Annotated in this window: 15 protein-coding genes; 5 read left to right on the forward strand and 10 right to left on the reverse strand. The window is 51.2% G+C overall.

Features of this window, described 5'->3' with window-relative positions:
- Window positions 1-91: 91 nt before the first annotated feature.
- The 4 genes from VB741_RS24910 to VB741_RS24925 form a co-directional block, all read right to left on the reverse strand.
- Entirely contained in the window at window positions 92-700 is a 609-nt protein-coding gene (locus VB741_RS24910) for a hypothetical protein (RefSeq protein WP_323367929.1), read from the reverse strand.
- Window positions 701-772: 72 nt separating this feature from the next.
- Window positions 773-1,369, reverse strand: coding sequence for a PDC sensor domain-containing protein (locus tag VB741_RS24915; RefSeq protein WP_323367930.1), 597 nt, complete (start codon window positions 1,367-1,369; stop codon window positions 773-775).
- 536 nt (window positions 1,370-1,905) lie between these two features.
- Window positions 1,906-3,288 carry a bifunctional UDP-N-acetylglucosamine diphosphorylase/glucosamine-1-phosphate N-acetyltransferase GlmU gene (gene glmU / locus VB741_RS24920; protein ID WP_323367931.1) on the reverse strand — a complete coding sequence of 461 codons (1,383 nt, stop codon included), beginning with the start codon at window positions 3,286-3,288 and terminating at the stop codon, window positions 1,906-1,908.
- A 90-nt stretch (window positions 3,289-3,378) separates the two neighbouring features.
- Window positions 3,379-4,263, reverse strand: coding sequence for a tRNA (5-methylaminomethyl-2-thiouridine)(34)-methyltransferase MnmD (locus VB741_RS24925; RefSeq protein ID WP_323367932.1), 885 nt, complete (start codon window positions 4,261-4,263; stop codon window positions 3,379-3,381).
- A gap of 118 nt (window positions 4,264-4,381) precedes the next feature.
- Between VB741_RS24925 and VB741_RS24930 the strand changes: the two genes are divergently transcribed.
- The 4 genes from VB741_RS24930 to VB741_RS24945 all read left to right on the forward strand — a co-directional run bounded on the left by VB741_RS24930 (window position 4,382) and on the right by VB741_RS24945 (window position 7,976).
- Window positions 4,382-5,239 (forward strand): sulfurtransferase, encoded by an 858-nt coding sequence (locus VB741_RS24930; protein WP_323367933.1) that lies wholly within the window; start codon window positions 4,382-4,384, stop codon window positions 5,237-5,239.
- A 15-nt stretch (window positions 5,240-5,254) separates the two neighbouring features.
- Window positions 5,255-5,797, forward strand: coding sequence for a 16S rRNA (guanine(966)-N(2))-methyltransferase RsmD (gene rsmD, locus VB741_RS24935; protein WP_323367934.1), 543 nt, complete (start codon window positions 5,255-5,257; stop codon window positions 5,795-5,797).
- Between the two features lie 69 nt (window positions 5,798-5,866).
- Window positions 5,867-6,718, forward strand: a complete 852-nt coding sequence (locus VB741_RS24940; RefSeq protein WP_323367935.1) for a DNA adenine methylase — start codon at window positions 5,867-5,869, stop codon at window positions 6,716-6,718.
- Window positions 6,711-7,976 carry a type II restriction enzyme gene (locus tag VB741_RS24945; RefSeq protein WP_323367936.1) on the forward strand — a complete coding sequence of 422 codons (1,266 nt, stop codon included), beginning with the start codon at window positions 6,711-6,713 and terminating at the stop codon, window positions 7,974-7,976. Before VB741_RS24940 ends, VB741_RS24945 begins: the two co-directional genes overlap by 8 nt.
- A 306-nt stretch (window positions 7,977-8,282) precedes the next feature.
- Here VB741_RS24945 and phnE read toward each other — a convergent pair whose 3' ends face one another.
- The 3 genes from phnE to phnC form a co-directional block, all read right to left on the reverse strand.
- Entirely contained in the window at window positions 8,283-9,107 is an 825-nt protein-coding gene (phnE, locus tag VB741_RS24950) for a phosphonate ABC transporter, permease protein PhnE (RefSeq protein ID WP_323367937.1), read from the reverse strand.
- A 33-nt stretch (window positions 9,108-9,140) separates the two neighbouring features.
- Window positions 9,141-10,055, reverse strand: coding sequence for a phosphate/phosphite/phosphonate ABC transporter substrate-binding protein (gene phnD / locus VB741_RS24955; protein WP_323367938.1), 915 nt, complete (start codon window positions 10,053-10,055; stop codon window positions 9,141-9,143).
- 156 nt (window positions 10,056-10,211) lie between these two features.
- Entirely contained in the window at window positions 10,212-10,991 is a 780-nt protein-coding gene (gene phnC / locus VB741_RS24960) for a phosphonate ABC transporter ATP-binding protein (protein ID WP_323367939.1), read from the reverse strand.
- Between the two features lie 162 nt (window positions 10,992-11,153).
- Here phnC and VB741_RS24965 point away from each other — a divergent pair, with 162 nt between their 5' ends.
- Window positions 11,154-12,263, forward strand: coding sequence for an acyl-CoA dehydrogenase (locus tag VB741_RS24965; RefSeq protein ID WP_323367940.1), 1,110 nt, complete (start codon window positions 11,154-11,156; stop codon window positions 12,261-12,263).
- Between the two features lie 69 nt (window positions 12,264-12,332).
- Here VB741_RS24965 and VB741_RS24970 read toward each other — a convergent pair whose 3' ends face one another.
- The 3 genes from VB741_RS24970 to VB741_RS24980 are packed head-to-tail and all read right to left on the reverse strand — an operon-like array spanning window position 12,333 to window position 14,026.
- Complete coding sequence (locus tag VB741_RS24970) at window positions 12,333-13,679, reverse strand: MFS transporter (protein ID WP_323367941.1); 1,347 nt, start codon at window positions 13,677-13,679, stop codon at window positions 12,333-12,335.
- A 4-nt stretch (window positions 13,680-13,683) separates the two neighbouring features.
- The gene (locus VB741_RS24975) at window positions 13,684-13,857 is read right to left on the reverse strand and encodes a hypothetical protein (RefSeq protein ID WP_323367942.1); all 174 of its coding nucleotides are present in this window, start codon (window positions 13,855-13,857) and stop codon (window positions 13,684-13,686) included.
- A 34-nt stretch (window positions 13,858-13,891) separates the two neighbouring features.
- Window positions 13,892-14,026: a hypothetical protein gene (locus VB741_RS24980; protein ID WP_323367943.1), complete on the reverse strand. Its 135-nt coding sequence runs from the start codon at window positions 14,024-14,026 to the stop codon at window positions 13,892-13,894.
- Window positions 14,027-14,495 lie beyond the last annotated feature (469 nt).

Genomic DNA, 14,495 nt, shown 5'->3' on the forward strand with positions numbered 1-14,495 from the left:
GAACGACGTCATAGCACTTTTCATCGTCAATGAGTCCGGTCAAGCTAATCATGGCCTGGGGCAGAGCTACTTCGCCATTCAGTCTATCCCATTAGCCCACAGACCTCCCTAAATTCCATATTGAGCCAGCAAAAATATCCTTGAGAGATCGTTCTAGCTCTGCCAAATTTCCACCAATAAAGCCGAGGGGATTGTTGATTTCATGGGCTACCCCTGCCACCAAATTACCTAAAGCAGACATTTTCTCACTTTGCACTAATTGCAATTGGGCTGTCTTTAGGGTTTCGATCTGCGTTTCCAGCGTCTGCAAAAGCTGCCGATTCTCTTCGAAGGCGTTGGAGATAGCCTCAAACCAGGGCACCCAAATCCGAGGAAGTGTTACAGAAAGAGTTGTTTTAACTGACTGTTTTTCATTTTCAATATGGTCTACCAATTGGCACGCTGGGCGAATAAAACTGTAGTTTAATAATTGCCGAGTTGCCAACAGACAAAGACCTAAACCAATGAGGGGAATCAGTGAAGCTATAAGACCATTGGCTGCAACCGTATAATAAACAGCGGTTTTAGGAACAAAGAAAATTAAGTCCCACGGTGTATTGACAATTGTTTGGTGAATAGCTAAGAAAGAATCAATATTCTGTATCTGATTAGTAGGATTAGACAAAACAACATCAATACTTTCCTTGAGGCCACGGGGCAAAACGGCATCTAGGGTCTGAATTTCAGACGCATTGGTTGTTTCTAAGCCGGAATAGGCTAACAGTTGCCGATTTTACCCTAAAATAAAGAGAGTTCCCTGGGCATAATCAAAGTTCTGAATCGCCTGATCTAGACGATCCAGGGTAATATCCATGGCAACTGTGCCACGAAACTGGTCGTTATAATAGATGGGGGCATTGGCCGTGACCATCATGCCTTGCCCAGCTAAATCAAGATAGGCCTCTGTCCACGATGTTTGGCGCTGAGGATTATTTTCAGGCAACCCCTGGGTAAAAAAGGGCAGCTCTAAAACGCTCTGCTCAAACGCAAACTCTGTATTACGGGGGTACAAACTTATGAATGCCTGGGCTGAGAGGTAATAGATCCATGTCACTTCCTGAAGATTTTCCTTAATGCCACGAAAAATGGGTGTGAGCCGTAATGCCATATTTAGCTCGCGCTCAAAATCCTCAGATTGATGTGAGAGAGAGCCTATTCCTTGAACACTACTCAATGGGGGCAGAGATTTATCTTGTTGAGGTAACAGTTGATAGCGTTGTTCTTCAGTTTGAACTACCTGCTGTCTTAGGGGTGAAATCGTTGATTTGTTGGCAGATAATTTTAGATCTTCTTCAGCATTAACCTGCAGAATATGGAGCTGGTCAGTCATCGATTTAACGATGCTATCTAGATTAATAGAAGTTTCAGAAAACTTATTTTGGATAACTGCTTGCTCATGGGTATAGACAGTCTGCCATTGCAATCCCAGAAAACTCAGGGAAATTAGTGCAACGACTAAGAAAGCTCCCGTGAGGAGGTAGCTATAGCGCTTGAATGGTGACCTATGATGTGCCTTTGAAGTCGAGTTGTTGTCCATTGCATAGCGAAACTATTAATCTAATCCTAGCTTTCCCATTTCTCGAGTCCTGCGGATAACGTCAATTACCAGCAATGCTAAATTCAAAGATTAGGACATTGTAACGCCTTAGCTATTTCTCTATCATGGTACTGACAACGATTTAGGAGGTATGATTGGCTACCTCTCTAAGTGGATTAACCTAATCGTTTATAAGATAAAAAATCAGGTGTTCAGCTTCTTCGCACAAGCTCCTAAACCTCCAATTTTGAGGGCTTTGAGTCCAATCTTCCCCAGAATTGGGGGACGGAAGGGGCCTCGGCATCTGAAATATAATGGAGATAACCTACTTACCCTTCTGTGTTTTTTGGATCTATAGACCTTGGTCGCCAGTCTTTAATAATGCGTCGTTCTCCACGGGTAACGATCAGGCAACCATCGTCCACATCCTTGGTGACCACTGCCCCCGCCCCTACCGTGACATTCTCCCCTAGGGTCACTGGAGCGACTAAAACACTGTTGGAGCCAGTCTTAGTCTTGTCCTTAATTACGGTAGGATGTTTGTTCACACCGTCGTAGTTGGCCGTAATCGTACCTGCACCGATGTTGACCCGATTGCCCAAGGTGGCGTTGCCTAGATAGGTTAGGTGGGCGGCATTGGTATTGTCACCGATGGTGGTCTGTTTAATTTCAACAAAGTTACCGATGCGACATCCTTCGCCGATGATGGCTTGGCCCCGCAGGTGAGTGTAGGGGCCGATGGTGCCGGTGCCGGCAATGCTGCTGTTGAGAATAACAGAATAACGAACGGTGGTGCCTGCGCCGATGGTGCTGTTTTCGATTAGGGTGCCGGGGCCAATGTGGCAACCTGTCGCAATGGTGGTGGTGCCCCGTAGATGGGTTTCCGGCTCAATGATGACATCGGGTTCCACGGTGACCGTGGCGTCGATGGTAATACTATCGGGGTTGATCATGGTGATGCCGGACAGCATGAGTTCGTCTTTGATGCGTTGTTGCAACACCGTAGCCGCATCTGAGAGTTGCTTCCGGTTGTTGATGCCGGCAATCTCTTGGATATCGTCCACATCCAGGGCCATCACAGGGGCCAGGTCTTTAACCACATCGGTCAGATAAAATTCACCCTGGTCGTTGTCAGACTTGAGGTGGGGCAGCACCGTCATCAGCTGTTGCCAGTTAAAGCAGTAGATCCCTGAGTTGATGCGTCTGTTGCCCTGTTGCTCGGGGGTACAGTCGCGGTGTTCAATAATCTCTGAAACAATATAGTTCTGATCGCAAAAGACCCGGCCATAACCTGTAGGGTCATCAAACTGGGCGGTCAAAATGGTGGCGGCATTGTTGTTGTCCACGTGGGTCTGCACCAGTTTGGCAATGGTCTCTGGGCGCAGCAGGGGGACATCGCCGTTGAGCACCAGCAGATTGCCTTCAAACCCTTCTAAGGCGGGAATGACCTGCTGCAAGGCATGGCCGGTGCCCAGCTGTTCGGTTTGCTCGACGAACTCTAACCCACTGATATGGGCTAGGGCTGAGCGCACCTCATCGGCCAGGTAACCAACGATGGCGATCTGGCGTTCGGGCTGTACCTGGTCCAAACTGGCCAGCACGTTTTCCACCAGGGTGCGGCCCGCTAGGGGATGGAGCACCTTGGGCATGCGCGATCGCATCCGAGTGCCTTTACCGGCTGCCAATACTGCCACTGCCAATGGATTAGTCATAGGAAAGTAGAAAGGTAGTGTAAAAAAGCAGAAAATTACGGGAGGAGTATACCGCGCAGCGGTTGGACTACCCAAGTGTACTTGTCTACTTTAGCTGGCCCGTCCCGTTAACCAACGCCGTCGCCACGCACCGGTTGGTTCCCATGTACATTGCTGCTGTTCCTGCTCACGCTGGGCCACAATGGCCTCGGGGGTGGCCCTGAGGGTGGGGTCACGGTAGGGAATGGCGGCACGGGTTTGGAGATGTTCTAGCTCCTGTTGGGATAGGCCGGGGAGGGGCCGCTGGTCTTTGGTGGCGATGGTACAGGGCCAATGCCGCCCCGCCCCAGGGAAGGAGCCGATGGTTAACCCAGCCAAGCCCATGGCCGTCCGGACGGCGGCGGCACAGGAGTAGGTGGCCAGGGTGCCACCCGGGGCTAGGCATTGGGCCGTTAGGGTAAAGAACTCCACGGTCCAGAGCTGGGGACAGCGGGTGGGGGAAAAGGGATCAAAGAGGATGGCATCGGCCTGCCAGCCTTGGGCTGCTAGGGGCTGTAACGTTTGGCGGGCATCGCCCAGGAGCAGCTGAATGTCTAGGGTGGGGCTGTGGTAACAATGCTCGGTGGCTAAGGTGGTGAGGATTTTCTGGGTGGCTGGGGTCCAGGGGTGGTGCAGGGCATTTGCGATCGCACTCCTCACCACCTCACCATTAATTTCTAACGCCCGAATCGTCACCCGACAGTCAGGATTCACCCGCTGGATCGTATCCAGGGCCGCCGCCGTGTTGTAGCCCAATCCATAGCAAACATCCAAAATCGCTAGCCGTTCTGCCTGGGCCAACTCTGGAATCTGCGCCGCATCCACATAGTTCCGCTGGGCGTCGGTATAGGCCCCATGGCGACAGTGGAAATGCTCCCCAAATTCCTCTGAGTAGAACGTGGCCGAGCCATCGCCGGTGATTTCTGGAGTAAAGCCATTGGCGCCAACATCAACCATGTTCAATCCACTACCTATCCCTTCAGCTACCGATGAACCCACGCCCCCTAATGATGTCCTTCATGGGTGACGCCTCCAGAATTATAATGAACACCATTTACCCTGCACTACTAAAGCCGTGCCCGCCTTCTTAGATCCTCCCCTGGAACCGGCCATCAACCTGGCCCACCGCCACATCGTCAGCCCCCAGTGGTTAACGGACCACCTGGAGTCGGTGATTATCCTCGACTGTCGATTTTCCCTGCCGGAGCCAGATCTGGGCCAGCAGCAATATGACCAGGGCCATATCCCCGGCGCTTACTACCTAGCCCTTAACCGCCATCTGTCCAGCCCTGTCCAGGACCATGGGGGTCGCCATCCGTTGCCCCATTGGCCCAAGTTTGTCGATCATCTAAACCTCCTGGGCATTCAGTCCAGTCCCCAAACCCCCGTTGTCATCTACGATGCCGACCGGTTTGCCTTTGCCGCCCGTCTGTGGTGGATGCTGCAATACCTGGGGCACCGGAACATTGCCCTATTGGATGGTGGGATCAATGGCTGGGTGGAGGCGGGGTTGCCCCTGAGTGATGAAACCCCTCGGCCCCAGGTGGGCCGCTTTGTGCCCCAGCTCCAGGCCAACTGGATTGTGGACATCGACTATGTGCGCCAGCATAAGGACGAAATTGGCACCATGGTGGTAGATTCCCGCTCCGCCGATCGCTTTCTTGGGGAGCGGGAGCCCATTGACCCCATTGCGGGCTCCGTGCCGGGGTCGGTGAATTACTTTTGGCAGGACATCAGTACGGCCGCTGGGGGGCTGAAATCTCCGGCGGAGTTGGCCCAACACTGGCGGGCGGTGGATGATGCGGATGAGGTGATTGTTTACTGTGGGTCTGGGGTGACGGCCTGTGTTAATCTCTTCTCCCAGGTGGTGGCGGGGAAACCCATGGGTAAGCTTTATCCCGGCGGCTGGAGCGATTGGTGTTCGTATATGTGAACTGCTGAGTAAACTATGTCCATCCGCATTTACGGTAACCGCGCCATTAAAACCTTGCCGGGGCAGACCACTCGCCCCACCCAGGCGAAGGTGCGGGAAGCCGTATTCAATATTTGGCAGGGTCGTGTCAGCGGTAGCCGTTGGTTAGACCTGTGTGCAGGCAGTGGAGCCATGGGGGCAGAAGCCCTCTGTCGTGGGGCGAGCGTGGCCGTGGGGATTGAGCAGTCGGCGGCAGCTTGCCAGGTAATTCAGGCCAATTGGCATACGGTGGCCACATCGGCACAGACCTTTCAGGTGATGCGGGGGGATGTGGTTAAGCAGCTGAAAAAATTGGCGATGCCGCCGTTTGATCTGGTGTATTTTGACCCGCCCTACACGGGGGGACTCTATGGGCCAGTGTTGGAGACATTGGTGCAAACCTCTCTGATGGCGGCGGGGGGAATGGTAGCGGCGGAATATGCCCCCGACCATTGGCAACCTGCATCGATGGATGGTCTAGAACTGCAACGCACCAAGCGTTACGGATTAACCCACCTGGCGTTTTTTGAGATTATATAGCGGCTCACTATATGGTAAATTTGAACTACTATAATGTCTGGCAAAGCTTATATAGTGTTTGGTTTACCCATGCCCCGATTGACTCCTAATAAACTCGTCAGACCATTCCTGAAATGGGCAGGGGGCAAACGTCAACTACTTCCTGAGTTGATCAGACACATGCCTGATACCTACAACAAATACTATGAGCCTTTCATTGGTGGTGGTGCGCTACTCTTCGCTTTACAGCCCAAAAAAGCTGTCATAAGCGACAGTAATCAAGAACTCATCAGCTGCTATACGGTTATCAGGGACTCACTGGACGAACTTGTCGAAAACCTGCGCCATCACCGTAATGAAGAAGATTATTTCTATCGAATTCGCGAATGGGACAGACAAGATAGCTTTTCCACTAAAACTCCCGTTCAGAAAGCTGCACGCATTATCTTTCTGAACAAAACCTGTTACAACGGGCTATTCCGGGTGAATGCCCAAGGGCAATTTAACGCGCCTTTTGGACGTTATACAAATCCCAATATTCTTGACGAAGCTGTCCTTAAGGCGGTCAGTTCCTATCTCAACACGGCCAAGGTTGATCTCCTCAATCAAGACTTTGCAAAAACAGTGGCTAAAGCCAGAAAGAATGACTTTATATACTTTGATCCCCCCTATGACCCAGTGTCCGATACCGCTTCATTTACCGGATACGATATCAATGGATTCAACAAGGATGAGCAAAAAAGACTGAGAGATACCTTCGTCAAGCTTTCTGATAAAGGCTGTAAAGTGATGCTGAGTAATGCCTACACTAACTTTATCCGTGACTTGTATCAGGATTATACATGTATCCGCGTCAAAGCTACCAGAGCGATCAATTCCAAAGCCTCACGGCGCGGCAAAATAGACGAAATCCTGGTCAAGAACTACGAGGGTAATGGCTAATCTCACAAAAAATGACATTGCCTGGAACACTCTCTTTGCAAGATATGATCTGCTTACAAAGATCAGGAATGATGGCTATTTTGAGATCACCGCCGCACAAATCAACGAGGAACGTGAAAGCCGCCTCATGGCTAAGTTTGACCATAGTGTTAATCTTCCAGCCATCTTCAAGGAACATCATCTCTCTATCCTGCCTCTTTCGCGTACCAAGTACATTGTCGGGCCGTTCAGAACCCACTTCACTATTGCCTCAGACCTTGAAAAACAACATGTATTCTTTGAAATACCGCACAATATCGAGAGTATTAGTTTTCCTAACCTGAATTCAGAAAGTCTGGCTTTGAACTATGCCTATATCGCTGGTCTGATCACAGACTTTCTTGGAGAAGAAGCTTATCAAACCTTATCTGGTAGGATGTCTACTGGTTGTTTTGGTTTCACTATTAATAACAGAAGTATCACCGTTGAAAACTCCCAATGTGAGATTGATGCAGGCTTTGAAAGTGATAATTATCTCCTGCTGATTGAGGCCAAGAATTATGCTGTGGATGACTTTCTCATTCGACAGCTCTATTATCCCTTCCGATTATGGTCATCAAAGGTTCACAAAAAGGTCATCCCTGTACTCATGACCTTTTCCAATGACACTTTTACCTTCTATGAATTTCAGTTCACCGACATCAGCCATTATAGTTCCCTGATTCTGACGCGGGCTGTGGAATATAGCTTGCAGCCAGAGCCTATCAGCTCTGATGACATCATGGCTCTTTTGCAGAGCCTATCTCCGGCTGAAAGTGTAGAAGGCATTCCCTTTCCACAGGCTGATAAGTTTGAACGCGTTATCGATCTGTTAGGCCTACTCACAGAAAAAGAACTGACAAAAGATGATATTACTGAGAACTATCAATTTGATATACGACAAACTCAGTATTATACTGACGCAGGACGTTATCTCGGGTTGATTGATAAAACTACTGATGGTGATTGTGTTACCTTCAGGCTTACGGATAATGCCATAAAGATATTCAACAGCTCCTATAGGAACAAATATCTTGGCATCATTGCTGCGATGCTCAACAAACCTATTTTCTATGCCGTCTTTAAGGAAAGTCTGCATAATGGTGCTGTTCCCTCGCGTGACGTCATCGTTACAATTATGCAGGAAGCAAATCTGTCCATCAGCGGCACCACCATAACTCGACGTGCCAGTACTGTCAGCTCATGGGTTAACTGGATTTGGGGCCAAATTGAAGTATAGATTGGTTGGCCTAATTGTTTATGGGATGGAAGATCAGGCGTTTGATCTCTTCGAATATGCCCCCTTTTATGGAAGTATCTGCGTTTTCCTAACTAGGCATACCGGGGGTTCCCCAATATTGGGCTACCGTGTACACACAAGTCATTGTAAAGTCGCTGGTGGTTCTGGAAGTCCCCTAAATTCCCCTTTCTTGAATGCCCCTTGGGCTATATTCTGGGGAACCTTGAGCTGGCGTTTCCCACCATAATCGGGGGGATTAAGGGGGGCCAATGCAGGATTTTGACCCAGGACAAGGGGCCGCAGCGATCACTTCACAAAATCCTGCCGTAAATAGTTACTCAAACTATCCACCAAAGTGACCATCCCCAACACCACAATCAGTAATGCCGAAACCTGTTGATACTGCAAAATGCGCAGGGCACTGATAATCTCCAACCCAATTCCCCCGGCCCCCACGGCCCCCAACACCATGGACGCCCGCAGGTTATATTCCCAGCGGTAAAAGGTGACATCGGCCATCTGGGGCAGTACCTGGGGCAAAACCGCATGGAAAATCACCTGGGGACCGGTCGCCCCAACGGAACGGGCCGCTTCCACTGGGGCCTGGTCACTGAGCTCAATGGCTTCAGCAAAGAATTTACCCACCATGCCCACGGAATGCAGACCGAGGGCCAACGTACCGGGTAATTTGCCAAAGCCCACCGCCGCCACCAAAATCATTCCTAAAATCAGCTCCGGCACGGCACGGGTAATATTGAGCAGCATCCGGGCAGTATGGAAGGCTATGGGGTGAGGGGTGGTATTTCTGGCTGCTAATAAGCACAGGGGTAGGGAAAGAGCAATGGCCATGGCGGTGCCAGCAATGCTCATGGCCAGGGTGTCAAAAATAGGCTCAATCCATTGGGGGAAGCGGCTAAAGTCAGGCGGCAGCATTTCCCGCAGTAGCTTGAAGATGGCGGGTATACCCGCCACCATGCGCTCCAGGTTTAATAACTCGACTGTAAAAAAGCTGATGAGAACAAGCCCCAGGAGGAGGAGTGCCCGTCTCATCTGTTGCCCCCAGCTCCGCTGATATTGTCGTAGGATACCGTCGAATGACGGGTTTTTGGGAACGGGTGGGACTGTTCTCATGGTTGTTGCTAGATATACTCTCGAAAACAATCTTTACTGCACAAATTCTCCCAGGTCCAAGCCTAGGATATCGGCAGCTTTACGAATGCCGTCGTAGTCTCCATCGGTCATTGCCGCAAAGCCGTCGGCCTCAAACGGACCCAAGATAGCGTCATCCTCTAAGGCCAGAAACGCTGTACGAATTTCGTCCTTGAGCTGGGGATCTAGATCGGCACGTAGGGTCCAGGGATATTGGGGGATGGGCTCCGACTCCGCAATGACAGTCACCTTTTCAGGGTCTATGGTCCCTGCCTCCACCAAGGATTCAAAAATAGGACGGCTCAATCCACCGGCCTGGGCATTGCCATTTTGAACCGCCAGGGCAACGGCGTCATGGGCACCGAGAAAGACGGCTTCGTAGTGCTCTCCTGATTTTAGCCCGGCATTGGCTAGGGTTAGCTCAGGAAAGAGACGGCTGGAGGTGGAGGCAGGGTCCCCTAGGGCGACAGTTTGACCTTCAATATCCCCAACCTGATCGATGCCCGCCTCGACATTGCCAATAATGACGGAGGTATAGGAGGTTGATCCATCTTCAAGGCGTGCGGCAAAGGGTTCTAGATCGCTCTTGGTTTTTGCCAAAACGTAGGAGAGGGGACCGAAGTAAGCCAGGTCTAAACGCCCATTGCTGGCGGCTTCTATCATGGAAGAGTAGTCTGTGGTGACCACCAGTTCAATCTCTTTGTCCAGTGTTTTTTCTAAATACTCGGCCAGTTTTGCGTTGTCTTGAATAATGGTGGCGGCATTCTCATCTGGCAACAACGCCACGACTAACTTAGATGGATTTTCTGGGGGCGAAACAGCATCCGAGGAGCTAGGCTTCGCTGATTCTGAACCACTACAACCCACCAGGGCGATGAGGCCGATGAAATAGATACTGGGGATTCTTTGTTTGATGCCAATGCTAACCATGGTGATGAACTCCTTTGTGGACAGTGTGTTATTCCGAGGGGATTTGCTGATAAATAAAGTACTTAAAAATCAAGTACCGATGCGTTTGCGTTATGGCTATCGCGTAACACATCCTACATAAAAGGGGGACGTCATGTAATTGCCCATTCCTAACCACTATTTATGGGGCTGGGCCATTGCTTGATGGGTATAGATTTCATCCAGGTTATGGTGATCTAAGACCGAGGGGGGACCGTCGAAAATAATCCGCCCATGGGCTAAACCAATGATGCGATCGCAATATTCCTTGGCAAAATCCACCTGGTGCAGGCTCAGTAGGGCCGCAATCCCATCGGTTTGACAAATATCACGCAGCAGGGTCATGACCCGATGGGCGCTGGTGGGATCTAAGCTAGCGATGGGTTCATCCGCCAGCATTAATTGCGGCTGTTGGACTAGGGCGCGGGCGATGCCGATGCGCTGTTTTTGGCCACCGCTGAGGGCGTTGACTGGGGTTAGGGCCTTGTCCATGAGACCCACCCGCTGTAGGCAATCCAGGGCCAGTCTTTGATCGGCCTGGGGTAAGGGCAACAAACTACGCCAAAACGAATGGTAGGCCAAGCGTCCGGTCAAAATATTCTGTAGAGCAGAATACCGTTCAATCAGCTGGTGCTGTTGAAAAATCATCCCGGTGCGCTGACGATGTAACCGCAATACCTGGGGATTGGATAAATCACCCAGGCCATCTACGGTGATTGTCCCTTGGGTCGGTGGGGTGAGGTAGTTAATCGTCCTTAACAGGGTAGATTTTCCAGCCCCAGAGGAGCCTAGTACCACGGCAAACTCTCCCCGGTTGATCCGCAGGGATATGGACTCCAGGGCCTGAACGCCATTGCCATAAGTCACCCCCACGTTCTCCAGATGGACGATGGCAGAACCTTGGGCCGTGTTTTGCATATTTCTCCAGTCTGAACCGATCTCAACCAATCTGAACCCTTGCTCTACAGTATTTCCATTGGGATTTCCATTGGGTTTATTTATCCTACTGGGGGCCAGCCCATAAACCCTATTTAGTTTTACATTGAAGTCAGCCCGTTAGCCCCCTATCCAGTTCCCCCCATGAGCGTATCTGCTGTCACAGGTTCTCCCATAAACCAGCTTGATCCGCTTTTTCAAACCGTCATTGCGCCCCAAGCGGACCAGTTAGATCAAGATCCCCAGATGTTACACAAGGCCTTTCAATGGTTGGGCAGCCATCATCTATTGGGTCTGAAAGCCTCTCCAGACTGGGGTGGTCAGGCTTGGCAGTCCCAGGCGATTTGGGAATACACCGAACAGTTGGCCCGTTACTCTGGGGCGTTGGTATTTTTACAAAGCCAGCATCAGCGATGTGTGCAGGAATTGTCGAATTCTGGCAATTTGGCCCTGAAAGAGAGATATTTGAGGGCTGCGATCGCAGGTCACATTGGCCTTGGCGTTGGCTTTTCCCACTTACGTCGGCCGCAACAGCCAGTGATGGCAGAACAGACGGCTGGGGGATATCGCTTTAACGGTAGAGTGCCCTGGGTGACAGGGTTTGGAATTTTTGACCATTGGATGTTGGCGGCGCTGCTACCGGATGGGCGAGCAGTGTTTGTACTGGCCTCGTTCCAGGGCAGCGACCCTGTTTTGTCCTTTAGTCAGCCGATGCAGCTGGCCGCCTTGGGTTCAACCCAAACGGTAACGGCGACCTTACGAAACTGGGTGGCCCCGGCGGAGTTGGTCTTGGATGTTAAACCGGCAGGATGGATGCAGCAGGCTGATTTGGGCTATCCTCTGACCCACAATTGCTTTGCCCTAGGCTGTGCCCAAGGTGGGTTAGATATTTTGGCTGGGGCCCGGTCATCGGCCTTGCCGACAATTGATCAGATCTATCAGAGGTTAAAGGCTGAGGTCGCTCAATGCCGTAGGGAGACCTATGGCACCCTGGGCAATCCATCCCCAGAGCGTTTGCGGTTGCGAGCTTGGGCGATTAATTTGGCCGTACGTTGTGGCCATGGGGCGGTCATTGTATCGCGGGGAGCAGCGAATTTTGCGGGACATCCGGCCCAGCGGGTTTATCGGGAGGCATTGGCGTTTTCGGTGTCAGGACAAAATAACGACGTGATGAATGCGAGTTTGGAGAGACTCATGGATCCGTCAGGGTCGGTAGGGGAGATGCCTTGTGCTCACTCTGGGATGGGCCATTAGCCAGAATCATGGGTTTGAATGGTCCATCCACCGTAATAGGTGCTCTCCCATAGCTCCCAAGGACACTGATCAGAGACCATTAGCGGCTAAATCAGTCTCACCCACTGTCATCATCTGCTGTTTTAACAGCTGCTGTTTTAACACCACCAAAATCAGGCTAGCCACCAAACCACCTGTAATCAAATATAGCCAAAGATTCGCGCCCCCTGCCCCAGGATGATCCAAGGCCCAGCCCCCCAGGGCGGGACCAATGGTAAAGCCAATGGACCAACATTGAGATTCTAGGGAAAAGTAAATGCCCCGCAGGTTGATGGGGGCTATGTCACCCAGTAGGGTGATCCCCACTGGAGAGTATAAAATCTCGGCCAAGGAGAGCAAACTAAAGGCGGCGATGGTGAATGGCAGGGCACTGATGGGGGTGATGCCGATGAACCAGAAAAGAAAGAAGGCAACGCTCCAGAGGGTGAGGGCAACAATCAAAATAGAGATGTAGTTGATGGCCTTGACCGACCGAGTGATGGGCAGCTGGAGAACAATTTTTAAGCAAACATGCCAGACAAAAAAGTAGCTAATCCACTGTTCTGAAAAGCCGGTCTCTGTGTTGCCGTGGGGGATAAAGTTGGCCAGATATAGGGGTAGGGTGCTGGTGTGCTGGGCGGTGTAGATGGTGAAAATAATGTTGGCACTGAGGAAGGTGAGCAGGGTGCGATCGCGAAAAGCTTGCCCCCAGTTTTGCCATAGGCGGCGGACCTCCGTCTGGGGTTGGCGGGTTTCGGCAATGGCAACATAAATCACGCCAGCGAAGAGGAGATAGGTGAGGCCTTTTAGCATAAACAGGGTGCTATAGTTCCCGTCCATGGCGATATACTGCCCCGCCAGTAGGGCTCCTAAGGCCAGACCTAGGTTATCCACCAGTCGCGTTAGGGCAAAGGCTTCTGACCGGTTTTCTGGAGTAGTGAGGTCCGTGGTGACGGACGAATTGGCGGGCCAGTATAGGCTCACCCCTAGGCCCAGGAGCATATTGCCCAGGACTAGCAACTCAAAGGTGTGGGCAAAGGCTAGGCAAAAACAGGCTATGGACGTGATAGTTGCCGATAGCATCAGGGTGCGCCGCCGCCCCCAAAAGTCAGAATCAACAGCACAGCCGGACCAGAACCGACCAACGATGCCAGCCAGCCCACTGCTGCTGAGGGCTAGCCCCACCTGGGTAGGGGAAAACCCTAGTTCATTGACAAAGTAAATGGATGAGTAAACCAGGGTAAACCCTTGGCCGATGTACAGTAACAGCTGTCCCGTGGCCAAAATCCATATTTCCCGCCTGAGTTGGGGTAGCCAAGTGGAAAAACGATTCGCTGTAATCGGTGGGTCAGTCTGGGTGCCAGTCTGGGAGTTGGTCTGGGGAGTGGGCTGATCCATGGAGCTAGGCCACCACCTCGATCACAACTTTACCGATCAGGTTTTCCCGATCCACAGCGGCGGGGGCAGCGGCGGGGGCTGTCAAAGGATAGCGGGCGACGATGGCAGGCTGAAGGGCACCATCCGTCATGGCCTGGTTGATATCTCTGGCGGCAGCTAGATGGACGGCATTGTCCATGGCATAAACCAGCACTGTAGGGAGGGCGACATTTTTATAGAACAGGTTTATAGAACAGGTCATAAAAAGAAATTTCGACCATGGGGGCATTACCGGATTTGTAGGCGGCAACATTGCACGCAATCAGTTTAGCATTGGTGGCAATGTTGGCGGTTAGGGGTAGCTGCATATTCCTTCAGGGGCTTAATACCAGGCCCTCGTTCATACACCTCGTTTATGCATCAGTACAGTAATTCAGCAGATGCTCAAAACGAAAGGGTTTAGTGAGGTATTCGTTGGCTCCTAGCTGTAGGGTCTGGGAACGATTCTGGTCACTGTATAGGGCGGCGATAACAATGAACAGCAGTTGCCAGATGCTAACGTCTGACTAAACTGAGTATTTATGGAAAGACTATTTGCCTAAGGAATACTTCAACCAGGTGGGCTAAACAAGCATGTACTAGCTACGATCAGTTACGAGCAGTATTGAATGCAACCTGCTGTCATCAAAGGCAACCTTAAGAGTGGGTTCGTAAACTAATATTAAGCAGCCTGAGGAGTTTTTGACTTCCATCGTCGTCGATTATCGGTTAACCGACGCAGCATTAAGCGAATCATCACCACATAGACAACGCCTTCATGATTCTCCGGTAAAACCT

Source organism: Leptothoe sp. PORK10 BA2 (assembly GCF_034932105.1).
Classification (GTDB): domain Bacteria; phylum Cyanobacteriota; class Cyanobacteriia; order Phormidesmidales; family Phormidesmidaceae; genus Leptothoe.